This is a genomic window from Vannielia litorea, assembly GCF_019801175.1.
Taxonomy (GTDB): domain Bacteria; phylum Pseudomonadota; class Alphaproteobacteria; order Rhodobacterales; family Rhodobacteraceae; genus Vannielia; species Vannielia litorea_B.
Map to the genome: position 1 here is coordinate 267,120 of NZ_JAHVJR010000001.1, position 23,238 is coordinate 290,357.

At 66.3% G+C, this 23,238-nt stretch carries 20 protein-coding genes and 1 tRNA gene; 10 read left to right on the forward strand and 11 right to left on the reverse strand.

Annotation, left to right across the window (positions count from 1 at the left end; translation table 11 throughout):
- Window positions 1-28 precede the first annotated feature (28 nt).
- A complete protein-coding gene (locus tag KUV38_RS01380) occupies window positions 29-631 on the forward strand; it encodes a hypothetical protein (protein ID WP_222468340.1) in 603 nt (200 codons plus the stop codon).
- A gap of 10 nt (window positions 632-641) precedes the next feature.
- Here the strand turns inward: KUV38_RS01380 and KUV38_RS01385 are convergent, their stop codons facing one another.
- The 3 genes from KUV38_RS01385 to KUV38_RS01395 form a co-directional block, all read right to left on the reverse strand.
- A complete protein-coding gene (locus KUV38_RS01385) occupies window positions 642-1,637 on the reverse strand; it encodes a Hint domain-containing protein (RefSeq protein ID WP_222468341.1) in 996 nt (331 codons plus the stop codon).
- A gap of 121 nt (window positions 1,638-1,758) precedes the next feature.
- Complete coding sequence (locus KUV38_RS01390) at window positions 1,759-2,709, reverse strand: phosphotransferase family protein (protein WP_222468342.1); 951 nt, start codon at window positions 2,707-2,709, stop codon at window positions 1,759-1,761.
- 28 nt (window positions 2,710-2,737) lie between these two features.
- Complete coding sequence (locus tag KUV38_RS01395; protein ID WP_222468343.1) at window positions 2,738-4,999, reverse strand: adenosylcobalamin-dependent ribonucleoside-diphosphate reductase; 2,262 nt, start codon at window positions 4,997-4,999, stop codon at window positions 2,738-2,740.
- Between the two features lie 113 nt (window positions 5,000-5,112).
- Between KUV38_RS01395 and KUV38_RS01400 the strand changes: the two genes are divergently transcribed.
- A complete protein-coding gene (locus tag KUV38_RS01400; protein ID WP_222468344.1) occupies window positions 5,113-5,556 on the forward strand; it encodes a DUF1489 family protein in 444 nt (147 codons plus the stop codon).
- Between the two features lie 247 nt (window positions 5,557-5,803).
- Here the strand turns inward: KUV38_RS01400 and KUV38_RS20805 are convergent, their stop codons facing one another.
- Together KUV38_RS20805 and KUV38_RS01420 are read right to left on the reverse strand one after the other, a co-directional pair.
- Entirely contained in the window at window positions 5,804-10,669 is a 4,866-nt protein-coding gene (locus tag KUV38_RS20805; RefSeq protein ID WP_261385115.1) for an ExeM/NucH family extracellular endonuclease, read from the reverse strand.
- Window positions 10,670-10,818: 149 nt separating this feature from the next.
- Window positions 10,819-11,601 carry a fumarylacetoacetate hydrolase family protein gene (locus KUV38_RS01420; protein WP_222468345.1) on the reverse strand — a complete coding sequence of 261 codons (783 nt, stop codon included), beginning with the start codon at window positions 11,599-11,601 and terminating at the stop codon, window positions 10,819-10,821.
- Window positions 11,602-11,767: 166 nt separating this feature from the next.
- On the opposite strand from KUV38_RS01420, the gene KUV38_RS01425 reads away from it, so the two are divergent.
- From KUV38_RS01425 to KUV38_RS01440, 4 genes are read left to right on the forward strand one after another with little or no spacing between them, the layout of a single operon-like run.
- Entirely contained in the window at window positions 11,768-13,240 is a 1,473-nt protein-coding gene (locus tag KUV38_RS01425) for a 2-hydroxymuconic semialdehyde dehydrogenase (protein WP_222468346.1), read from the forward strand.
- A 23-nt stretch (window positions 13,241-13,263) separates the two neighbouring features.
- Entirely contained in the window at window positions 13,264-14,124 is an 861-nt protein-coding gene (locus KUV38_RS01430) for a VOC family protein (protein WP_222468347.1), read from the forward strand.
- Window positions 14,121-14,987 (forward strand): VOC family protein, encoded by an 867-nt coding sequence (locus KUV38_RS01435; protein WP_222468348.1) that lies wholly within the window; start codon window positions 14,121-14,123, stop codon window positions 14,985-14,987. Before KUV38_RS01430 ends, KUV38_RS01435 begins: the two co-directional genes overlap by 4 nt.
- On the forward strand, window positions 14,980-15,636 hold the full coding sequence (locus tag KUV38_RS01440; RefSeq protein ID WP_222489855.1) for a class II aldolase/adducin family protein: 657 nt from the start codon (window positions 14,980-14,982) through the stop codon (window positions 15,634-15,636). Before KUV38_RS01435 ends, KUV38_RS01440 begins: the two co-directional genes overlap by 8 nt.
- 32 nt (window positions 15,637-15,668) lie before the next feature.
- On the opposite strand, the gene metF is transcribed toward KUV38_RS01440, so the two are convergent.
- Entirely contained in the window at window positions 15,669-16,538 is an 870-nt protein-coding gene (metF, locus tag KUV38_RS01445; protein WP_261384629.1) for a methylenetetrahydrofolate reductase [NAD(P)H], read from the reverse strand.
- 93 nt (window positions 16,539-16,631) lie between these two features.
- Between metF and KUV38_RS01450 the strand changes: the two genes are divergently transcribed.
- Entirely contained in the window at window positions 16,632-17,540 is a 909-nt protein-coding gene (locus KUV38_RS01450) for a LysR family transcriptional regulator (protein ID WP_222468351.1), read from the forward strand.
- Between the two features lie 62 nt (window positions 17,541-17,602).
- A complete protein-coding gene (locus KUV38_RS01455; RefSeq protein WP_222468352.1) occupies window positions 17,603-18,391 on the forward strand; it encodes an inositol monophosphatase family protein in 789 nt (262 codons plus the stop codon).
- A gap of 174 nt (window positions 18,392-18,565) precedes the next feature.
- On the opposite strand, the gene KUV38_RS01460 is transcribed toward KUV38_RS01455, so the two are convergent.
- Window positions 18,566-18,943 (reverse strand): GFA family protein, encoded by a 378-nt coding sequence (locus KUV38_RS01460; RefSeq protein ID WP_222468353.1) that lies wholly within the window; start codon window positions 18,941-18,943, stop codon window positions 18,566-18,568.
- Entirely contained in the window at window positions 18,940-19,674 is a 735-nt protein-coding gene (locus KUV38_RS01465; protein ID WP_222468354.1) for a rhomboid family intramembrane serine protease, read from the reverse strand. The genes KUV38_RS01460 and KUV38_RS01465 overlap by 4 nt, the downstream gene beginning before the upstream one ends.
- 119 nt (window positions 19,675-19,793) lie before the next feature.
- On the opposite strand from KUV38_RS01465, the gene KUV38_RS01470 reads away from it, so the two are divergent.
- Window positions 19,794-20,342: a tetratricopeptide repeat protein gene (locus KUV38_RS01470; RefSeq protein WP_222468355.1), complete on the forward strand. Its 549-nt coding sequence runs from the start codon at window positions 19,794-19,796 to the stop codon at window positions 20,340-20,342.
- A gap of 258 nt (window positions 20,343-20,600) precedes the next feature.
- Window positions 20,601-20,685 (forward strand) — tRNA-Leu (locus KUV38_RS01475).
- 95 nt (window positions 20,686-20,780) lie between these two features.
- On the opposite strand, the gene KUV38_RS01480 is transcribed toward KUV38_RS01475, so the two are convergent.
- The 3 genes from KUV38_RS01480 to KUV38_RS01490 are packed head-to-tail and all read right to left on the reverse strand — an operon-like array spanning window position 20,781 to window position 23,235.
- On the reverse strand, window positions 20,781-21,710 hold the full coding sequence (locus KUV38_RS01480) for a dihydrodipicolinate synthase family protein (RefSeq protein WP_315898578.1): 930 nt from the start codon (window positions 21,708-21,710) through the stop codon (window positions 20,781-20,783).
- Window positions 21,707-22,429 carry a ribonuclease activity regulator RraA gene (locus KUV38_RS01485; protein ID WP_222468356.1) on the reverse strand — a complete coding sequence of 241 codons (723 nt, stop codon included), beginning with the start codon at window positions 22,427-22,429 and terminating at the stop codon, window positions 21,707-21,709. The genes KUV38_RS01480 and KUV38_RS01485 overlap by 4 nt, the downstream gene beginning before the upstream one ends.
- Before the next feature lie 20 nt (window positions 22,430-22,449).
- Complete coding sequence (locus KUV38_RS01490) at window positions 22,450-23,235, reverse strand: SDR family oxidoreductase (protein ID WP_222468357.1); 786 nt, start codon at window positions 23,233-23,235, stop codon at window positions 22,450-22,452.
- Window positions 23,236-23,238 lie beyond the last annotated feature (3 nt).

Below are 23,238 nucleotides of genomic sequence, written 5' to 3' on the forward strand. Positions count from 1 at the left end.
TTGCCGCAACGGCAAGCGAGGCGGCACGATGATTGAGCTCAAGGGAATGGTCGAGGAGGAGATCGGGCTGCTGCTGGAGTGGCTGGCCCGGCGCAACGTGCATGTGGCCTTCGAGGGGGCGCAGGTGGTGAGCGAGGGCGGCATTGGCCATATCGCCGTGCCGCTGCATTTTGGCCCCAGCTTTCAGGGCCGCCGGATCGCCACGGTGGGGGCGCCCTATCGCATCCCCAAGGTGGACCTCGGCAATCACTGCTGCCCGCATTTCGTGACAGGCGAGATCGAGAGCGGTGATACCGATATCGTCTATGACGGCGTGCCGGTTGTGATGGTGGGCGACACGGGCAAGCACTGGCCGGGGTGCGGCACGGCCAAGGTCTTTGTGGCCGAGGGCTGGCGCAAGATGGCCTCTGCCCATGACACATGGGATTTTACCACGCTCTCGGGCGGCGGGGGCGGCGGCTTTACCATCCGCGCGGGCGACGACCCGGACGATCTGGATTTGCCGGGCGCGCCCAAGGGACCCGCGCCGGTGCCGGGCATCTTTGGCGTGGCCGCAGGCGCGGACCCGGAGGAGGCGATGCGCTCCTTTGCAGCGCTGGCCGAGATGGCCAAGGGCGGCGACGAGGAGTAGCCCGCCGCTGCTAGCCCGCCCGCGCGAGACGCAGGGCGCGTTCGGCTTGTTTCATCGAGAGGAAGGGCGCGGCGGGGGCGGGCTGGTGGCCCATCGCGGCGCTTATGGCGTGGCGCGCCTGCCGGGGCAGGCCTTGCAGCGCCATCGGGCCGGGCCAGAAGCTCTCGGCCGGGCAACCCTCTGCCAGCAGGATGGCGTGGCGGGGCAGGACGATGTGGACGTAGTCGATGGAGCGCCGCCCGTGCAGCAGGCCGATGCGGGGCAGCTTGGTGAGGGCACGGGCTGGCACCAGCGCCTCGATCCCCGCGTGCCAGATGCGGTGCTGCGGCGAGACCACCAGGTCACGTGTCGGGCAGCCCGGACCTAGGGCATGGGCGCGCAGCCGCACCGGCTTGCGGTTCCGCTCGGCACCGATGCGCTCGCGGCTCTTGAGCACCAGCGCTACGGGCAAGGTGCCGCCACCCGAAAGGCGCAGGGGATCGCCCGGCTTGAGCCGCCGCGCCTCCTCCCACCCGTCTGCTGTGGCGATGCGCGTATGGGCCTCGAAACAGGCGGGCAGGGAGCTGGTGTAGGGCAGGGCGGAGAGGTTGCCCTCGAAGACGTTCATCACCGTGAGCGGCTCGCCGAAGGGCGGCATTGGCGGGCCGTGAACAGTGAAGCCCTCCACGTTCCACGGGCTGCCGGTGAGCGAGACGGCGGCGATGTAATAGGTGGTGCCGAGACTGTCTTGCACCTCCATCAGATATTCGGCTTCGATGATCGTTCCGGTGCCGTAGGTACTGCCGCTGATGGTGTAGCTGCCGTTCAGGGTTTGCGGCTCTGGGTCGTCATCATCGAAGGTGGTGTCATTCGGATCGTCGACCGAAACCACCTGCTCCACCGCGCCGGGGGAGATTGTGACAGTGCTGACGCCCAGCGTGTATTGCTGGCCGTCCGGCTGAGTAATATCCTCGCCGCTGGTCGTGATGAACGACCCGTCGAACACATGGATATCATAGAGGGGCATGCCCGGCGCCGTGTTGTTGCACGGGGCTGGTTCTAGCGGCGTAAGGTTAACGCCCGGTGAGCATCTACGGCAATTTGCTGGGGCCGTAGGGGGTGTGCCTGCGGGTTATGCGCCGCTGCCCTTAGGCGAGCATGTGCTTGGCGAGGCGCTGGATGCCCTGAAACCTCAGTTGCTGATTGAGCGTTCGGCTGGTCGCCCGCTTGGGGATGGTTTGCCAGTCGCGCAGGATGCGGACTTTGCACATGAAGGCGATGGTCTGGTCGTCGGCCCCGGTCAGTGTGTAGCCCTCGAAGAAGGCGCGCAGGTCGATGCCCGGCAGGGGGCCGTGGCCGTGGTTGCCGGGTTTGGCGCAGAGCGTGCCGTAGTGGCAGAAGAGCCGGGCAAGATCGTGGCAGACGGGCAGGAGGCCGGGGGAGCCGAAATCGAGCCCGGTAGCGGTGTCGCCGTCGATCAGGATGTTGCGAAGGTTCAGGTCGCCATGCCCGACAGCGGCAACGGTCTGGCAGGCCGCGGGGCCGGGAACGTTGGCGAGCACATGCTCCAGCAGCGCCCGGAAGCGGGCCATGCCGGGCAGCTGAAGCTCGCCCTTCTCTGCCCGGTCCTTCAGGGTTTCGAGATGCTCCGCGGCGTAGACGGGCTTGAATACGCGCGGCTCCCACGGCTCGGATCGGTGAAACCGCTCCACCCAGCGCCCGGCGATGGTGAGGGCATGGGCGTGGCCCGCAGGTTTGGTACGCGAGAAGATGTCATAGAGGGTGTCACCCCGCGACAGCTCCATCACGATGGTCTGGCTCTCCGGGTCGTGGCCGAGGATCTTGGGCACCTCGGGCAGGCTGGCGGCGACAGTGTTGTGGCGCTCGATGGTCTTTGCGAACTGTTGCGGCTTGATCGGGCGGAAGATCCGTTTGACCGCCAAGGGCGCGCAGCCCGGCTGCTCGATCCGGACCACCAGCCGGTGCATCACCTCGTCGTCGCGGCGCGAGAGCAGGGTGGCGTGCCACCCGCGCGCGGGCAGGTTCACCGCATGCAGGACCGGGGCGGCGGACTGCAGGAGAAGGTCGATCTCATCCAACGCGCGCCCCTCGTGCCACCGCGGCGGCTCAGCCGCACTTGGAGTGGCCGCAGGAGGTGCAGGTCATACAGCCCTCGACCATCTGCATGGTGAACTGGCCGCAGGAGGGGCAGGATTTTCCGCGCGGGGTGCCGATGGAGACCACCTGCGCCTGCGGGTCGGACTTGAGGCCCATGCCTTCACCGGCGATGAAGCCGATGGCGATGAGATGGCGCTCGATCACCCCGCCGATGGCCGCGAGGATCGAGGGCACGTATTTGCCCTGCATCCACGCGCCACCGCGCGGGTCGAACACGGCCTTCAGCTCCTCGACGACGAAGGAGACATCGCCGCCGCGCCGGAACACCGCAGAGATCATCCGGGTCAGCGCGACCGTCCAGGCGAAGTGCTCCATGTTCTTGGAGTTGATGAACACCTCGAAGGGCCGCCGCTGGTTGCCCACCACCACGTCGTTGATGGTGATGTAGATGGCATGCTCGCTGTCGGGCCATTTGAGCTTGTAGGTCGCCCCTTCGAGTGCCTGCGGGCGGTCGAGCGGCTCGGAGATGTAGATCACGTCGCCATCTTCATCGGGCGCCGGCGCTTCCTCGGCCTTTTCGGACACTGAGAGAACCGAGCCGGTCACATCGTTCGGGCGGTAGGTGGTGCAGCCCTTGCAGCCGGTCTCGTAGGCTTGGGCGTAGACCTCCTTGAAGGCCTCGAAGCTGATGTCTTCGGGGCAGTTGATGGTCTTGGAGATCGAGCTGTCGATCCATTTTTGCGCGGCAGCCTGCATCTTCACGTGCTCGGAAGGCGGCAGGGTTTGCGCGTTGGTGAAGTGGTCGGGCAGGGGGGCGTCGCCTTTGAGATCGCGCCACATCTGCACGGCGTAATCGACCACTTCCTCCTCGGTGCGCGAGCCATCGGGCTGGAGCACCTTGCGGGTGTAGGCATAGGCGAACACCGGCTCGATGCCGCTGCTGACGTTGCCGGCGTAGAGCGAGATGGTGCCGGTGGGTGCGATGGAGGTGACGAGGGCGTTGCGGATACCGTGGGTGCGGATCGCTTCGCGCACGTCATCGTCCATCTGCTGCATGGTGCCGGAGGCGAGGTAGGGCTCGGCGTCAAACAGGGGAAAGGGGCCCTTCTCCTTGGCTAGTTCCACGGAGGCGAGGTAGCTGGCGCGGGCGATGGCCTTGAGCCAGGCTTCGGTTTGCGCGGCAGCCTCGTCGGAGCCGTAGCGGAGGCCGGTCATCAGGAGCGCGTCGGCCAGCCCGGTGACGCCGAGGCCGATGCGGCGCTTTGCCTGTGCCTCGGCCTGTTGGGCGGGCAGGGGGAAGCGGGAGGCATCGACCACGTTGTCCATCATCCGGATGGCGGTAGTAGTGAGCTTGGTGAGCGCGTCGATGTCGATCTGGGCCGCGTCCTCGAAGGGATCGGTGACCAGCTTGGCGAGGTTGATCGAGCCGAGCAGGCAGGCGCCATAGGGCGGCAGGGGCTGCTCGCCGCAGGGGTTGGTGGCCGCGATCTGCTCGACGTAGTTCAGGTTGTTCATCGCGTTGATGCGGTCGATGAAGATGACCCCCGGTTCGGCGTAGTCGTAGGTGGACCGCATGATGCGGTTCCACAGGTCGCGGGCCTGAACGGTGTGGAAGACCTTGCCGCCGAAGGTCAGCTCCCACGGGGCATCGGCCTTCACGGCCTCCATGAAGGCGTCGGTCACCAGCACCGAGAGGTTGAACATGCGCAGGCGGGCCGGGTCGGACTTGGCGGCGATGAAGGCCTCGATGTCGGGATGGTCGCAGCGCATGGTAGCCATCATCGCGCCGCGGCGGCTGCCGGCGGACATGATGGTGCGGCACATGGCATCCCACACGTCCATGAAGGAGAGCGGCCCGGAGGCATCGGCGGCGACGCCCGAGACGGCGGCGCCCTTGGGGCGGATGGTGGAGAAATCGTAGCCGATGCCGCCGCCCTGCTGCATGGTCAGCGCGGCCTCCTTCAGCATGTCGAAGATGCCGCCCATCGAGTCGGGAACCGTGCCCATGACGAAGCAGTTGAAGAGGGTGACCGCGCGGGCGGTGCCAGCGCCGGCAAGGATGCGGCCAGCGGGGAGGTATTTGAAATCGGAGAGGGCTTGGTAGAACTCCTCTTCACGCGCCGGGGCATCGGCCTCGCCCTCGGCGAGCGCGCGGGCAACACGGCGCCAGCTGTCTTCGACCGTTTCATCGATCGGCGTGCCATCGGCCTGTTTGAACCGGTATTTCATATCCCAGATGGACTCGGCGATCGGGGCGGTGAAGGCGGTCATGAGCGTGGTCCTTGTCGCGGTGCGAGCCCGGATATTAGCCCGCCGGAGTGGCAGGGCAAAGGCGCGCGGCGGGAATCTGGCAGAATCGGTGCAGGGAAAATACACTACCACATATGGGCGAACAGAAAAAGAACACCATACATCTTGTGAAGCTTTGCGTCGGCGTGGACTCGCTGGAGCAGCTTGAGGCCTGGCGCGCGCAGCGCAGGCGCGAGACGGGCGTGGCCGAAACTCGCCATGTGACCCGGATGTGGCCCAAGCAGGAGGAGGCGCTGCTGAACGGCGGCTCGCTCTACTGGGTAATCAAAGGGGTGATTCAGGCGCGGCAAGAGGTGCTGCGGCTGGATGAGGTGGAGGGCGGCGACGGGATCAGGCGCTGCGGGATCGTGCTGGCGCCGGAGTTGATCCGCGTGGCCCCGGCGGTGCGGCGGCCGTTTCAGGGCTGGCGCTACCTGAAGCCCGAGGATGCGCCGCCCGACCTGCCTTCGCGGCGGGCGGGCGACCCGGAGATGCCGCCGGAGCTGGTGGCGAAGCTGGCGGAAATCGGGATTTTGTAGAGGGTCGTATGGCGGTGGGTTTCGCCCACCCAACGGGACCATTTGGTGCGGAAGCTGGTGCTTTGGGGTCGGAAGATATCCCGATGCGAGGACCGTCCGCAGCCGTATGCATGTGCCTGTGCGGTGCTACCCCACTGTAATGCATCGTCGATGTGTTGGGATAGGGCGAGGCGTCCGCTAGAGACGGGACAAGCCCCGAACTGTGGGACAGGGCGGCCCGTTGCGGAGCCGCCCTGGCCGAAGCTTGTCACACGATGGCGTCGCCGAAATCGAGGCCGACGATCACCGGGTCATGGTCGGAGGCGGCGTATGGACCGGAGAGGTCGTAGGCCGGGTTGTTGAAGTTGGTGTCGTAGTTGAAGAGGTCCGGCTCATCGGCGTTGATGTGCCACTCGGTGATGCCGGTCACGAAGGACAGCATCTCGTCATCCACCAGTGCCTGATCGAGCACACCCTGCTGGCCGTCGAAGACGTAGGAATAGGCCTCGTCCTGACCCACGAAGGTGGCGAGCAGGTCGGTCAGCCCGGCGTCGTCGTCGAGATACTGCACCGGGTCTTCCTCGGTGTAGCTGTTCATGTCGCCGAGGTAGATGACGGTATCGGTGCCGGTGCCGTTGTAATCATTCTCGATCCAGTCGGCGAGTTCGATGGCGGCATCGGTGCGCACCTCGTTCCAGAACCCCTGCCCATCGCCTTGGTCGAAGTTGGGATCTGCGTAGAGATCCTGAAGCAGCGCCTCCACGGCCGTGTAGTTGGCATCGGTCGGATTGTTGGTGAGCCAGCTTTCGGCGGCATCGGCGATGTCCTGCAGGTCGCTGTCGCCCTTGGACTTGAAGTGCGACGAGACCATGGTGAACTGCTCGCCGGTGGCGTTGTCTTCAAAGGTCGCGGCCACCGAGGGGCGGTTGCGGTCGAAGCTGTCCCAGTCGAAGCCGATGTAGCCGCCGAGGGCTTCGGCGATGCCGTTGGTCACGTCGTTAGAGGCCTCGGCGAACACCAGCGTCTCGGCGTAGACCAGCGTGACCGCGTTGGCATCGTAGATGATGCCGGTGGTGATCGCGTCGGTGCCGATGTAGCCGGCGCCGCCCCACGGATCGGTGATGTAGTCGTAAGGATTCACGGCGACGTAGTTGGTGGCCCCGCCCGAGGCCGCATCGAGCTCGTCGGTCAGGGTGACGATGGCGGAACCCGTGCCGAAGCCGTTGTTCTCGAGTTCCTGCAGCGCCACCACCTCAGCGCCGGTGCCGAGAATCTCGGCGGTAAGCCCGTCTGTCTGCCGGTCCAGCTCCTCTTGGTTGTTGGCGCCGCGCACGCCCGCGCCGTTGGGGCCGGCGCTGCCGGTGAAGCTGGTGAAGTAGTTCAACACGTTCACCGAGGCGACCTGGAGCGAGCCGCCCACGTCATCGGGCGTCTCGGGGCGGTTGGCGGTGCTTTCGTCGAGCGCAAGCTGGCCGTCGACCACCAGCGCATAGGATCCGAACTCGTAGGTCATCACACCGTTGACGTCGGAGGTGAACTCAGTGCCGAGGCGCGGCGAGATGGAGTTGTCCATGTCGTCACCCGCGTCGAGGTAGCCGTTGCCGTTCACATCGCCCGGCCCGGTGTTGGGCATGTAGATAAACTCGTCGGGGTTCTGACCGCTGATCCCGTCGGAGAGCAGCAGGGTGTTGTTGGCGTTGTCCTCCATCGCCGCTTGCGCTTCGGGCGATCCGGCATCGTAGAGCTGGGTCGGCTGGATCGGGGTGCCCGCGCTGATCGAGATCTCGCCGTAACGGTCGAAGTTGAAGTTGGCGGTGATTGTCAGCGGATCGGTCGTGGCGGAGCCGACCGACAGATACATGCCCTCGTAGCTCTCCCAGTCGTTCACCGTGTCGGGGCCGATGGAGACGGTGGCGACGGGCCGGAAGTTGTTGGTGGAGATCACGGTGACATCGCTGACATCGGTCAGCTCGGTGAGATCGAAGAACTCGTCGACGGTGCCGGTGACAGACACCAGATCGCCCACCTCCACTGCGTAGCCGCCGCCGGTGAAGACGTAGATGCCCTCGGAGGTGGCATCGTTGTCGTCCCAGTCGCCAAACTCCTCGGTGAGGTAGAAGCCGTCATCGGTGACATAGGTGACCACGGCCTCGACCTGCACGCCCTGCTGGCCGTCGAGCGGCGAGGCGAAGCTGTCGCCCTGAACCTCGGAGATGAGGTAGAGCGTGGGGGTGACGGTCAACTCATTGGCGGTGCCTGCGGTGTTGACGCCGGCAAACCAGCCATCGCCCGCGTCGTTGAGCTGGAGCGAGTCGCCCACAGGGGTGCCCGAGCCCTCGGCGACACCCACATCGGTGGAGGTCGCGCCGGTCACCACGCCCTCGGTGCCGGTGATCGTGCCCTCGTAGGAGACGAAATCCACCAGCGATCCGCCCGGGCCTTCGAGCGCCACGCCATCGGGGCCATTCTCGAGGAAGTTGGGCGTGACGACGTAATAGTCGTAGGTGCCATCGGAGCTGACGGTGACGGACGCGTCGGTGAGTGCAAGGGAAAAGTCGATGCCGCCGTCGTTGCCTTCGACAAGGTGCACCACATAATCCGCCGGGTCGGTGCCCGCGGCGAGGCGGATCTCGACGAACTCGCCCTCGTCGGTGCCCGCGTTGTCGTAGTGGAACTCGTTGATCCGGGGCGCAGCGGTGACGATTGTGCCGTTGGTCGCGCCGGGGCTGCCGAGGTCGCCATCGCCAAAGGGCGTGGTGGCCTCTGTCCAGTTGGCGCCGTCGTTGTTGTCGGCGGCGAGGTCGGTCAGCTCCATCGCGGCGCCGGTGGGATCGGGGAAGGCGGGGCCTCCGTCATACTCAACGCGGTCTACCTCGGTGCCATCCGCGGTGGTCAGGATGATCTCGTCGTCGCCGTTGGCGAGGGCGATGCCGGAGTAGACATAATCCACCTCGATCCCGCCGTTGGTGGTGATGTCGCCGTTGATGCCGAGCACGAGGTATTCGCCGGGCTGGACCACGAGGCTGCCGGTGATGGTGTGGCTGTCGGCGCCGTTGTCGGAAATCACCCAGCCTTCCAGCTCCACCGGCTCGGTGCCGGCGTTGTAGATCTCGAAATACTCGCCATTGCCGTCGGAAACGGCGGAGGGGTTCTGCATGATCTCGGAAATGACGATCTCGGGCGGCGCGGCGGGGGCGCTGCCGTTGGGCGCGCCAGGGGTGCCGAGGTCGCCGTCGCCGTAAGTTTGCACGGCGGTTGTCCAGTTGGCGGGATCGTTGTTGTCGAGCGCCAGGTCGACAAGCTCCATCGCCGCGCCGTTCGGGTCGGGCCAGAGCGTGCCGCCGTCATACTCGACGCGGTCGATCTCGGTGCCGTCGGGCATGGTGAGGATGATCTCGTCTGCGCCATTGCCGAGGAAGAGGCCGGAGAAGACGTAGTCCACCTCGACGCCGCCGTTGGTGGTGATGTCGCCGTTGTTGCCGAGCACGAGATATTCGCCCGGCTCGATCACGAGGCTGCCGGTGATGGTATGGCTGTCGGTGCCGTCGTCGGAGATGAGCCAGCCCTCGAGCTCCACCGGCGCGGAGCCGGCGTTGTAGATCTCGAAATACTCGCCCTGGCTGTCGCTCACGGCAGAGGGGTTTTGCATGATCTCGGTGATGACGATCTCGGGCGGCGGCGCAACATTGGCGGCGCCGGGAGTTTCGACGCGGGGATCGGACCAAGTGCCATCCTCCTCGCGCTGGAGCGAGAATCCGATGGGCGTGTCGCCGGGCTCCATCACGCCGATGTCGTCTGCCTCCATCCCGTCGGCCGGCCCGCCCACGGCGGTGAAACCGCCCTCGTAGGAGATGAACTCGATCACCCCGCTCAGATCGTAGAGCGCGATGCCGTCATTGCCGTTCTGGAGGCCGGAGGTGGGGATGACGTAGTAGTCATAGGTGCCGTCGGTAGTCATCGTGCCGTCTGCGGCGGCGAAGGTGCCGTAAACCGCGCCGCCGTTGCCGTTGTAGAGCGCGATGCGTAGGTCGGTCACGTCGGTGCCCGTGTCGACGCGGAGCTCGACGAACTCGCCGGTATCGGCGCCCGCGTTGTCATAGTGGAACTCGTTGATACGGGGCGCGGTGGAGGGCGTCTCATCCACGTCGGCGACGGTCACGGTGATGTCGGCGCTGCCGGTGGCAGTGCCGTCCGAGGCCTCGACGGTGAGCTCGTAGGCGTTGTCGCCATCGGCATCGAGGGGCGTCTCGAAGTCTGGGGCGGCCACGAAAGCGATTTCGCCGGTTGCCGCGTCGATGGTGAAGAGTGCGGCATCGGCGCCGGAGAGGCTGTAGCTGAGCGCATCGCCCTCGGCATCGGTCGCGGAGACCCCGGCAGCAACGGCGGTGGTGTTCTCGTCGATCGTTACGCTGGTGGCCGTCACCTCGGGCGCGTCATTCACGCCGGTGACGGTGATCGTGACGGTGGCAGTGTCGGTGCCGCCCTTTCCGTCATCCACGGTGTAGGTGAAGGTGTCCTCCAGCGTTTCGCCCTCGGCCAACGCGTCGAATACGGCCGGATCGTAGGTGATTGTGGTGCCGTCGAAGCTGATCGAGGCGCCGGAGGCAGAGGTGGCATCGACCGAGGTGATGGTGATCGCGTCGCCATCGAACTCCTGATCGTTGGCCAGCAGAGTGGCGGCGTCGATCGTCAGGGGGGTGTCTTCATCGGTGGCGGCGGCATCGTCGCCCGCGAGCACCGCGTTGTTGGTGCCGTCGATCCAGAGGGTATAGTCATCGGCCTGGAAGTAGAGCGCCTCGACGCCCGTGAGCACGTCGACCCCTTCGGGGCCGGTGACCACGGTGGTCTTGAACCAGCCCCAGCCGAGGGTGGACACATCGTAGTCGGAGACCGACCCGGAATAGACAGAGGTGTCGGTGCCGCGCCCGCCGTTGATGATGTCGAGCCCCGCGCCGGAGAAGATGATGTCATCACCGCCGTGGCCGAAGATCAGGTTGCTGGAATCATTGGCCTCGATCACATCATCCCGGCGGCTGCCTTGGAAGATCACTTGTGGGCGGTGATCGTCGTGGCCGTGGCCGCGCCCCTTGTGATGACCGTTGGAGTGAAAAGAGTGACCGTTATCGCGCGGCATGGTGATTCCCCCTGGAAAAATTCTTGTTTGGCCCTGAAAAAACAGGCCAGCGTAACGTGAAGATGAACACGTTCACATTCGGGCATGGCCCGGTGAGCATGGGAAGGGGTTACGCGGCGGCAGGAGGCCAGTAGGCGGGGGATCGCCTGTTATGTGAACTGCACCGCCACCGAGCCGAGCGGGCCGAAATCGGCGTGCAGCGTATCGCCCTTTTGCGCGTGCACCGGACGGGTGAAGCTGCCCGAGAGCATGTAGTCGCCCGGCTTCAACTCGGTGCCATAGGGGCCGAGCTTGTTGGCCAGCCACGCGATGGCCATGGCGGGGTGGCCGAGCACGCCTGCGGCGAGGCCGGTCTCCTCGATCTCGGAGTTGCGGTAGAAGACGGCGCCTACGGTGCGCAGGTCGATGGCATCGGGGCGCACCGGGCGGCCACCGAGGACGATGCCCGCGCCTGCGCCGTTGTCGGCCACGGTGTCGAAAATCTTGCGCGGCTCGGTCACCCGGGCGTCGATGATCTCGATGGAGGGGATGACCCATTCGGTCGCGCGAAGCACGTCGATCAGCTGCACGCCGGGGCCCTTGAGGGGGGAGTGCAGCACGAAGGTCAGCTCGGGCTCGACGCGGGGTTTGCAGAAGCTCTCGAAAGGCACCTTGGCGCCATCGGCCAGAAGCTGATCATCGAAGAGGTAGCCGAAATCGGGCTCGTCGATCTTGCTGGCCGCCTGCATCGCCTTGGAGGTCAGGCCGATCTTGTGGCCGACGATCCGGCGGCCATCGGCCACCCGCGCCTCGGCCACGGCGGAGGAAATGGCATAGCTGTCCTCAAGCTCGATCTCGGGGAACATGGCCGAGGGCCGCTCGCCCTGCACCTTGGTGCGGTGGCTTTCGAGCAGGGATGCGACGGCCTTGGCGCGTTGATCTTCGGTCAGCATGATGAGGGTCCTCCGTTTGCGCTTTTGTGGCCTGTCGGGGAGGATTTGCCAAGAGATAACATGTTAATGACTTGCGTTTTTATCGGTGATAGGGAAATTATCGATAATTTCGTTGACCGGCCCGAAGCCCGGTTTTACGGTTTCGGTAGTGAGAGGGAGGCAGGCCATGGACGGCGGCAGCGCGCGGCGGATTTCGAGCTTCATCGGGGGCAAGGCCCTGCCGGCGGAGGGAGAGCTCTTCGAGGATATCAACCCGGCGACGGGCGAGGTTGTGGCGCTGGTTCAAGCCGCGAGCGCGGCGCAGGTGGATGCTGCGGTGCAGGCCGCACGGGCGGCGCTGCGCGGGCCGTGGGGCAAGATGACGGTGGATCAACGCGCCAAGGCGATGCACGCGATTGCCGATGGCATCGAGGCGCGGTCGGAGGAGTTCTTGCGGGCCGAGATCCTCGACACGGGCAAGCCGGTGAGCATGGCCTCGCACCTCGATATTCCGCGCGGCGCGGCGAACTTCAGGGCCTTTGCCGAGGTGCTGAAGCACACGCCGGGTGAGGCCTTTCCCTTCGTGGCGCCCGATGGACGGGATGCGTTGAACTATTCCCTGCGCGGCCCGCGCGGGGTGATCGCGGTGATTTGCCCCTGGAACCTGCCGCTGCTGCTGATGACATGGAAGGTTGGCCCGGCCTTGGCCTGCGGCAATACGGTTGTGGTGAAGCCCTCGGAGGAAACCCCGGCCACGGCGGCGCTGCTGGCCGAGGTGATCCGCGATGCGGGCATCCCGGAGGGCGTTTACAACGTGGTGCAGGGCGGTGGGCCAAATGCCGCCGGGCAATGGCTCACCGAGCATCCGGGCGTGGATGGCATCACCTTCACCGGCGAGACGCGCACTGGCGAGGCGATCATGTGTGCGGCGGCCAAGGGCGTGCGGCCGGTGTCGTTCGAATTGGGTGGCAAAAACGCGGGGGTGATCTTTGCCGATGCCGATATGGAGGCCGCGCTGGAGCAGGCGGCGCGGGCGGTATTCATGAATGGCGGACAGGTGTGCCTGCAGACCGAGCGGCTTTACGTGCAGCGGCCCGTGTTCGAGGAGTTTGTGGCGGGGCTGAAGGCGAAGGCCGAGGCGCTGGTGCCGGGTAATCCGTTCGACAAGGGCACCACATTCGGCCCGCTGATCCCCTCGGACCATCCGGCCAAGGTGCTGGGCTACTACCAGAAGGCAGCAGCGGGCGGGGCCGAGGTGGTCACCGGCGGCGGGCGGCTGGAGATGCCGGGCGCGCTGGCGGGCGGCAACTGGGTGCAGCCGACGATCTGGACTGGGCTCAGCGATGACAGCCCGGTGGTGCGCGAGGAGATCTTCGGCCCCTGCGTGCATATCGCGCCCTTCGACGAGGAGGAGGAGGTTATGAGCCGGGCCAATGACACGCCCTATGGCCTTGCCTCCATGCTCTGGACGCAGGATGTGAGCCGCGCCCATCGGGTGGCGGCGCAGCTGGAGGCGGGGATCACATGGGTGAACTCGTGGTTCGTGCGCGACTTGCGCACCGCTTTTGGCGGCATGAAGGCGAGCGGGATCGGCCGCGAGGGCGGGGTTCACGGGTTGGAGTTTTATACAGAAACCCGCAATATCTGTGTGAAACTCTGAGGCGGGGGCCAAGGAGCGCGCAGATGAGCATCATTGAGAAACTGTCATACGTCCGGCTTGCCGTGGCCGATCTGGCCCGCGCGGCGGAGTTTGCAGAAGGCATTGTCGGCCTGCAGCGGGTAGAGGCGGAGGAGGGCGTGGCGCTCTTCCGCTCGGACTTTCGCGACCATGCGCTGGCGCTGGTTCAGCGGGCGGAGGGCGATGGCGCCAGCGCCTCACTCGGGCTGGAGCTGCGCGACACGGAAGCGCTGGAGGCGCTGGCGGAACGGCTCTCAGCACGGGGGTTGAAGCCCTGGCGCGGCAGTGAGGCCGACTGCGCCGCGCGGCGCTGCAAGGCGATGGCGGGCGTGCGGCTGCGCGGCGGGCTGGCGCTGGAGTTTGTTGTCCGCCCCCTGGCGAGCGGCTGGCGGTATCACGGGCCGCGCGATGCCGGGATTGTCGGGTTTTCAAGCGTGGTGATTGGCTCGACGGATGTGGAAGCCGACGTGGCGCTCTGGCGCGAGGCGCTGGGCGCGCGGGTGAGCGACTGGGTGGGCGAGGGCGCCTATCTGGCGATCGACGGCGCGCACCATCGCGTGCTTCTGCTGCCATCGGAACGGGACGGGCTGATGGAAATGCAGTTCGAGGTCGAAGGCATGGATCAGGTGATGCAGGCTGGATACTTCCTGCAATCGCGGCAGGTGCCGGTGGTCAGCGGGCCGGGGCGCAACCCGGCATCCGGCGCGCTCTTTATCAGCTTTCGCGGGCCGGAGGAGATGCGCTTTGGCTATGTGGCCGAAGGCGCGGCGCAGGACGGGCTGGCGCGGCAGTTTCCAGCCACGCGGGCCGGGTTTTGCGCCTGGGGCAGCGGCAGCACGGTGCCGGAATACGGGGGGGAGCCATGATTTCACTCAGCGATGTGAGCTACGTGCGGATGGGCACGCGCGACCTTGAGGGCGCGGAGTTTTTTGCCCGCGATTACCTCGGGCTGGAGGTGGCGGAGCGGCGGCGCGGGGCCGCCTATTTCCGCTCGGACGCGCGGGCGCATACGCTGTGCTACTTCGAGGGCGACCCGACCGATCATGCGGTGGGCTTCGAGGTGGCCAGCGAGGCCGAGCTGGACGAGGCGGCGGCGGCGCTGGAGGCGATTGGCCATGCGGTGCATGTGGGCACGCCAGAAGAGGCGGGGCTGCGGCAGGTGCGGGCCTTCATCGGGTTCGATGACCCTACGGGCAACCGGATCGAGCTGGTGGTGCGGCCCGAGATGAGCGGGCAGCGGTATCATGGCACGCGGGATGCGGGGATCACCGGGTTCAGCCACGTGGGCCTCTGCAGCACCGATCCGGTGCGGGACGAGGCGTTCTGGACAAAGGTGTGCAATGCGCGGGTGAGTGACCGGATCGGTGATGCGCCCTTGCTGCGGATCGACGAAGTGCACCATACGATTGCGCTCTTCCCGGCGCAGCGGAAGGGGATTCAGCACATCAATCACCAAGTTGAGTCGGCGGACGATATTCAGCGGAGCTTCAACTTTTTGCGCCAGCGGAATGTGCGGATGGTCTTCGGCCCGGGGCGGCATCCGACCTCGACGGCGAAGTTCCTCTATTTCGAGGGGCCGGACGGGATGGTGTTTGAATACTCCAGCGGCGTGGCGGAGATTGCCGATGAGCTGCTCTGGCGCGAGCGGCAGTTTCCGGCGGAGCCGAAGGGGTTTTGCAAGTGGGGCGCGAAGCCGGACATTGCGGAATTCCGTGACAGCGATGACTGAGGTGAAGCTGCGGATGGCCGGCCGCGCGCTGGGCCGCGCGGGGTTGGCCCATGCCTATGGGCATTGTTCTGTCCGGCTTTCGGAAAGCGAGTTTCTCGTCTGCGCGCCGGTGCCAATGGGGCAGGTGCCTGTGGGCGCGGCAGGCACGGTGGTGCCTGTGAACGGCCCGCTGCCCGAGGGCGTGCTGGGCGAGGTGCGGATACATCAGCAGCTTTACAAGGCACGGCCCGAGGCGGGTGGGATCACCCGGACGATGCCGCCGAAGATCATGGCGCTCTCGGCGCTGGGCCGGGTGCCGCAGATGCGGCACGGGATGGGAGCCTACTTCAGGGCAGGGATCGCGCTCTGGGACTCGCCGCTGCTGATCCGTGGTGACGCGAGCGCAGAGGCGCTGGCGGCGCAGATGGCGGGCCAGCGGGCGGGGGTGATGCGCGGCAACGGTCTGGTGACGGTGGGCGAGAGCATCGAAGAGGCCGTGGTGCTGGCGTGGTACGCCGAGGATGCCGCCCGGATCGAGTTGGAGGTGCTGGGCTCAGGGCTGGACGGGCCGCTTGTGACGCCCGAGGAGGCCGAGGCGCGCGACACATGGGGCGGGCGCATAATGGACCGGATGTGGGATTACCTGACGTTCGGAGACCCGGAGGGGTAGGGGTAAGGCGGAACAGGTCCCGCCCTACGAGATCAGGCCACGTTTTCGAGCGTCTGCACCGGCTGCACGCCGAGCGCGCGGCACACGTCGCGGGTGAGGCCGGGGCGGTTGAGCGTGTAGAAGTGCAGGTGCTCCACGCCCTCGTCGAGCAGCTCGGTGCAAAGCTCGGTGGCGAGCGCGGTGGCCAGAAGCTCCTCGCGGTCGTCGCGCTCGGCGGCGGCGAAGGCCTCCTCGAGCCAGGCTGGCACCTTGGCGCCGCAGCGCGCGGCAAAACGGGCGGTGTTGCGGAAGTTCTCGATCGGCAGCACGCCGGGGATCACCGGCTTGTCGATGCCCGCCTTCACGCAGGCGTCGCGGAACCGCAGGAAGGTTTCGGCCTCAAAGAAGAACTGGGTGATCGCCTCATCGGCCCCGGCCTCGAACTTGCGCTTGAGCCATTCCACATCGGCCCCGTCGCCCTTTGCCTCGGGGTGCGGATCGGGGTAGGCGCCGACGCGGATCTTGAAGTCGCCGGTGTCCTTGAGCGCGGTGATCAGCTCGCAGGAATTGGCAAAACCTTCCGCGTGCGGCTCGAACCCGGACGAGCCCTTGGGCGGGTCACCGCGCAGGGCGACGATCTCACGCACGCCGGCCTCATGGAAGCCGCGGGCGATTCCCAGCGTCTCTTCGCGGGTGGCATCCACGCAGGTCAGGTGGGCCGCCACGTTGAGCCCGGAGGACTTGTGAAGGGTGGCCACGGCCTCGCGGGTCAGCTCGCGGGTGGTGCCGCCTGCGCCATAAGTGACGGAAACGAAGGAGGGATTCAGCGGGGCGAGAACCTGCACCGTATCCCAGAGGCGAAACGAGGCCTCAAGATTTTGCGGCGGGAAGAACTCGAAAGAAACGGAAGGAACGGCGGGCATGTCGGCTCTCATGGGTATCTGGTCGGTTTTGGTTGTCGCATTTGCGCGGATGTGAAACAAGCTCATAACTCTCAACACGATCATGAGTTTCACATGCATATAGAGTTTCGGCATCTGCGGAGCGTGCGGGCAATCCACCAGGCGGGCGGGCTGGCACGGGCGGCGGATATGCTGAACATCACCCAGTCGGCGCTCTCCCATCAGATCAAGGGGCTGGAGGAGCAGACAGGGGTGGAGCTTTTCGTCCGCCGGTCGAAACCGCTGAAGCTCTCTGCCGCCGGGCACAGGCTGCTGAAGCTGGCCGAGAAGGTGCTGCCGGAGATCGAGGCGCTGGAGGCGGATTTCAAGGCGCTGAAGTCGGGCAAGACCGGGCGGCTGCATATTGCCATCGAGTGCCACGCCTGCTTCGAGTGGCTGTTTCCGGTGCTGGAGCAGTTCCGCCGGGCCTGGCCGGATGTGGATGTCGATATCCGCCCCGGCCTTGCGTTCGACGCGCTGCCCGCGCTGAACCGCGAAGAGGTGGATCTGGTGGTGTCCTCCGACCCCGAAGAGCTGCCCGGCATCAGCTTTGCGCCTCTGTTCGACTATCAGCCCACCTTCGTCGCCGCCGCCTCCCACCCGCTGGCGGCGAAGGGATGGGTGGAGCCCGAAGACCTGCGCGACGAGGTGCTCATCACCTACCCGGTGGATCAGGCCCGGCTCGATGTGTTCTCGCAATTTCTGACCCCCGCCAAGGTGCAGCCCCGGCAGGTGCGCCAGAGCGAGTTGACGGCGGTGATCCTGCTGCTGGTGGCCTCGGGGCGCGGCGTGAGCGTGCTGCCCGACTGGGTGCTCCGCGCGACGGTGAAGAGCGACGATTACATCACCCGCCCGCTTACAGAGAACGGGCTGACCCGCCGCCTCTATGCCGCCACCCGCGACGAGGAGGCGACCAAGCCCTACATGGCCCATTTCCTCCGCCTCGCCCGCACTGAGCCGTTGAAGCTGCAACGCGCGGGCTAGCGCTTGGCAGCGGCGCGATTCCGGCCTATACGCGCGGGCTTGAACGCCAAAGGAGCCGAGTGATGCAAGGCAGCGCAAACCTCAACACCATGATCAAGGCCGCCCGCAAAGCAGGCCGCTCGCTGGTGAAGGACTTCCGCGAGGTGGAGAACCTGCAGGTCTCGTCCAAGGGGCCGGGGGACTTTGTGTCGCGGGCCGACATGCGGGCCGAGGAGATCGTCAAGGAAGATCTGATGGGCGCGCGGCCGACCTACGGCTGGCTGGGCGAAGAGGGCGGCGGCGAGGATGGCGAAGACCCGACCCGCCGCTGGATCGTCGATCCGCTCGACGGCACGACGAACTTTCTGCACGGGCTGCCGCATTGGGCGGTGTCGATCGCGCTGGAGCACAAGGGCGAGGTCGTGGCGGGCGTGGTCTATGACCCGGCCAAGGACGAGTGCTTCTGGGCCGAAAAGGGCGCGGGCGCCTGGATGAACGAGACCCGGCTGCGGGTGTCGGGCCGCGAGCGGATGATCGAGTGCATCTTCGCCACAGGTCTGCCCTTCGGCGGCCGCCCCGAGCTGCCCGAAACCCTGAAGGCCTGCGCCCGGCTGCTGCCCACCTGCGCCGGCGTGCGCCGCTGGGGCGCCGCCGCTCTGGACCTGGCCTACGTGGCTGCCGGCCGGCTCGACGGCTACTGGGAGCGCGGTCTGAACGCATGGGACATCGCCGCGGGCGAGCTGATCGTGCGCGAGGCGGGCGGCTTCGTGGAGCCGATGGATGAGGGCCAGCGGGTGCTCGAAGGCGGCGCGCTGATCGCCGCGAACCCCACCATCTTCAACAAGTTCGCCAAGCAGGTGCGCGGCGCCTGAGGACGTTCCGGAGCGGGGGTCGGGGCTTCCCTTACGTGAGTGAATGAATGCAGATGCGCGCGGCCAATGGCGGCGCGCATTTGATTCAATGTGTTCCCTTTTGGGGAGCGCGGGCTTGATGGCCACCGTTCCGCTGCATTTTCTTGCTGCAAATATCCATGCCGAACGGCCGCCTCAGGCGCGGTCGCTCGGGTGGTTCACGCCGTCGGACCACGGGACCGGCTCCAGATCGCGCGGGTTGACGCCTTCAAGGCAGCCCGCGTTCACGCCGTATTGCTCGGGGTTCGAGCGGCGCTGGTGGTGGGTATAAATGCCGCAGGTGGCGCAGAACCAGTGCTGCGCGGTGTGGGTGCCCCATGTGTAGAGCGTGAGGCTCTCCGCGCCTTTCACCACCTTAAGGTCGGCCAGCCGGGCCGAGACCGGGGCAGCGCCGCGGCGGCGGCAGAAGGAGCAGTCGCAGCGGCGGATCGTGCCGAGACCGGCGGGCACGAGGGTGACCTCTAGCTCCACCGCGCCGCAGTGGCAGGTGGCCTTGCGCGGCGTTTCCGTCATTTGCGTCTCCGGACGGTGGGGATGGAGGTGGAGGAAAGGCGGCCGTATTCGGCATCGGGGTGGGGCGGGTGGCCGTCGGTCTTTTGCCACCAGCGGGCGGCCCCTTCTTTGAGGAACCACGGCAGCGTGCCGATGAGGCCCGCGACGAAGCCGCCGATGTGGGCCCAATAGGCCACGCCCGCGCCGGAGCCGACTGTCATGGTGCCGTTCACCAGCTGCAGGGCAAACCAGATCGCCAGCACGATCCATGCCGGGATTGGCCAGATTTTGGGAATGATAACAATGATGAAGAGCACGTCGATCTTGGCCTTGGGATAGAGCAGCAGGTAGCCGCCCATCACCCCGGCGATGGCCCCAGAGGCCCCGACGAGCGGAACGGTGCTGCCGGGGGAGAAGACCACGTGCAGCCATGTCGCGACGACGCCGGTGGCGAGGTAGAAGGCGAGGAAGGGGAGGGGGCCCATCTCTTCTTCGAGGTTGTCGCCGTAGATCCACAGGAAGAGCATGTTGCCCAGCAGGTGCATCACCCCGCCGTGGAGGAACATGGCGGTGATGTAATCGAGCGCCTCCACCCGGGCCGGGGTGACGCCATATTCGGTATAAAGCGCAATGAGTTGGCGGTCGTTCAGCGGCAGGGTCAGCAGCAGGAAAACGGCCACGTTCACCCCGATCAGGGTGAGGGTGACCCATGGGGTTTTGCGGGAGGGGTTGTGGTCTCGGATCGGGAACATGGGGGATGAGTGCCCGCAGGGCGCGGGCGGGTCAAGCGGCGGCGGCCCGGCGGCGCGGCGTTAATCATGTTTTCGTGTGAGGCGTTGACGCAACCGGGCCACAAGGGCGAGGCTGGCTCATGGTTAGCAAATGGTTGATCCCCGCCCTGATGGCCGCCACCCCGCTCGCCGCGGAGCGCTGCGACATGGAGGTGCTCGTCGAGCCGGACAAGCGCGAGGCGGTGCTGCAATCGGTCCGCGACGCGGGCAGCGAGCGGGAAGCCCGCGCCCACACCAACGAGATGTGGGAGATCTGGTCGACCGCCCCGGACGCCCGCGCGCAGGAGCTGCTCGACGAAGGGCTGGACCGCCGCGAAGCCTATGATTTCGAGGGCGCAATCAAGGCTTTCGATGCGCTGGTAGACTACTGCCCGAGCTACGCCGAAGGCTACAACCAACGGGCCTTCATCCGGTTCATGCAGCAGGATTATGCCCCCGCCCTGACCGACCTCGACGCCGCCATTACCCGCGCCCCTGACCACTTCGCTGCCATCGCAGGCAAGGCCCTGACCCTGATGGGGCTGGGCCGCAATGGCGAGGCGAAGACGGCGCTGGAAGAGGCGCTGGACCTCAACCCGTGGCTGCCAGAACGCGGGCTGATGCCGATGCTGGAAAACCAAGACATCTGAGTCGCCGCCGCGATCTGCCCCAATCCGTTAACCCTGCGCCCGCCTAGGGCCGGATTGGCGTTAACCCCATATTTTATTGATGCACAAATGATGCACATCCCATGCACATCCCATGCGCATGTCAGATGACATGATCGCCGGTGGTTAACCCACCGCGCTGAGCAAAGTTTATTTTCAGCAACTCCACCCGGGCCGCCCGCCCTTCGGGTTTGCCCTCGCCGCAGGGGCGGGTATGGTCGCGCCGTTACGCCTCCTCGTGCCCGCGTGGTGGAATGGTAGACACTGGGGACTTAAAATCCCTTGGCTTTATGCCGTGCCGGTTCGAGTCCGGCCGCGGGTACCAAAGGCTTCTCCGAAATCGGCCAGAGCATCACTGATGCTGGCGCATCAGTGATGGTGCCGACGCTGACTTGATCGGGGATTCAGCCGTGTGGTGCTTCACGCCGCTGGAAGCGAGGTGGGGTCTTTTACGGCGAGGCGCGCGAGCAATCGGTCGATCTCGGCCTTGGCCTCTTTGCTCAAGGCCGGGCCGGGCTTTCGCAGGGCTGCGCTCGCGATGGCGCCGCGACGTGCGAGGATGTGTTTGCGGACGCTGAGGCCGATGCCCGGTTGGTGCTCGTAGCGGAGCAGCGGCAGATGGGCGTCGAAGATATCGGCCGCAGCATCCGGGTCAGTCGCGGAGAGATCGACGACGCGGCGCAGCATTTCGGGGAAGGCGTAGCCGGTCATGGCACCGTCGGCGCCGCGACCCATCTCCATGTCGAGGAACAGGGCGCCGTTGCCGCACAGGATCGACAGCGGGCGCATAGCGCCCTCGCTCTGCCACCTGCGAATGGCGGTGATCTTTTCGAGCCCGGGCCAGTCTTCATGCTTGAGCATGACGCAGTTTTCATGCTGCTCCACGACGCGCCGGATGACGGAGGAGGACATCACGACGCCGGTTGCCGTGGGATGGTCTTGCAGCACCCAAGGCGTGTCTGGCCCGATGGCTCCGGCGGCCCCGGAAAACCACCCGGTGATCTGATCATCGGTCCGCATGGTGCCCGGCGGCGTCATCATGACGCCCGCGGCCCCCAGCTCCATCGACTTTGCGGCGAGATCCTGCATGGCGGCGAGGCCGGGCGCGGACACGCCCACCACGATCGGCAGGCCGCGCGCCGCGGCGATGACCTCCTTGACCACGGTGACGCTTTCCTCGGGGCGGAGCTTCTGGGCTTCGCCCATGATGCCGAGGATCGTGATGCCGTCGACCTTGCGGTCGAGGAACCACTCGGTCATCCGGGCCAGTGAGGCCACATCGAGCGCGCCTTCATCATCGAAGGGTGTGGGCGCGATTGCGAAGACGCCCTTGGTGCTGGCCGAGATCACGCGTCTTTCCTCCAGGCGTCGTAGCGCGCACGGGTGGCCTCGTTCATCGGGTAGAGGCCGGGCAGTTTCTCGCCGTTCTCGACCTCGTTCACGATCCAGCCTTCGAGGCGTTCCTGCTCGGGGGCTTCTTCGAGGATCTCGCCGAGGTAGGCCGCCGGGATCACGACCGCGCCGTCCTTGTCGGCCACGATGGTGTCGCCCGGGATGACGCAGACGCCGCCGCAGCCGATGGTTTCTTCCCAGCCGACGAAGGTGAGGCCGGCCACCGAGGGTGGCGCCGCGGCCCCGCGCGACCAGACCGGCAGGTTGGTGCCAAGCACGCCGTCGACATCGCGCACGACGCCATCAGTGACGAGCCCGACGGCGCCGCGCTTGACCATTCGGGCGCAGAGGATGTCGCCGAAGACACCTGCATCGGCCACGCCCATCGCGTCGATCACGGCGAAGGCGCCTTCTGGCATCGCCTCGATAGCGGCACGGGTCGAGATCGGGCTGCCCCAGCTGGCGGGGGTTGCAAGGTCTTCGCGGGCGGGCACGAAGCGGAAGGTGAACGCGGGGCCGACGACCCTTTCCTGACCCGGGCGCAGCGGCATGCCGCCCCGGATCCAGACATTGCGCAGACCCTTCTTCAGCAGGATCGTGGTGAGCGTGGCGGTGGTGATCGTCTTGAGAACCTCGATGGCCGCGGCGTCGAGAGGCGTGACTTTGGTATCCGTCATGTCGGGTTGCCTTTTTGCTGTCAGATGCTGGGGATGTAGCCGCCGTCGATGCGGATCTGGGAGCCGGTGATGTAGCCGGCCCGATCCGATGCGAGGAAGGTCACCATGTCGGCGTATTCTGCGGGGTCACCGTAGCGACCCATCGGGATCATCGCGAGGCTGTCGGCGCGCACGTCTTCGACACTTCGGCCCTCGCGCTCGGCTTTCTTCTCATCGAGGAAGGTAATGCGACCGGTCGCGATACGGCCCGGCATAACCACGTTGCAAGTGACCCCATCCTTGCCGACTTCGGCCGCCACGGTCTTGGACCAGCCGACCAGCGTGAGGCGCAGCGCGTTCGAGATGCCGAGGTTGGGGATGGGCGCGACCACGCCGGAGGAGGTTGAGGTGATGATGCGGCCCCAGCCACGGCTGCGCATGCCGGGGAGCACGCGGTCGGAGATGGACATGACCGAAACGATCATCGAATCGAAGAACTTGCGCCATGTCTCAGTGGACTGGCCGCTTGCGGTGCCCGGGGGCGGGCCGCCCGTGATCGCCACCAGAATGTCGACCGGACCCAGCGCGCTTTCGACTGCCGTGACATTGGCGTCGACCGCGCCGAGATCTGACAGATCCCAGGCCATCGCGGTGGCCTTGCCGCCCGCGCTGGTGATCTCAGATACCGTCGCTTCTGCTGTTGCCTTGTCGATATCGGCCACGGCGACCGAGGCGCCTTCTGCGGCGAGGCTTTTGGCAATGCCGCTGCCAAGGCCGCCGCCACCACCAAGCACGAGCGCCACGCGCCCTTTCAGACCCAGATCCATCTT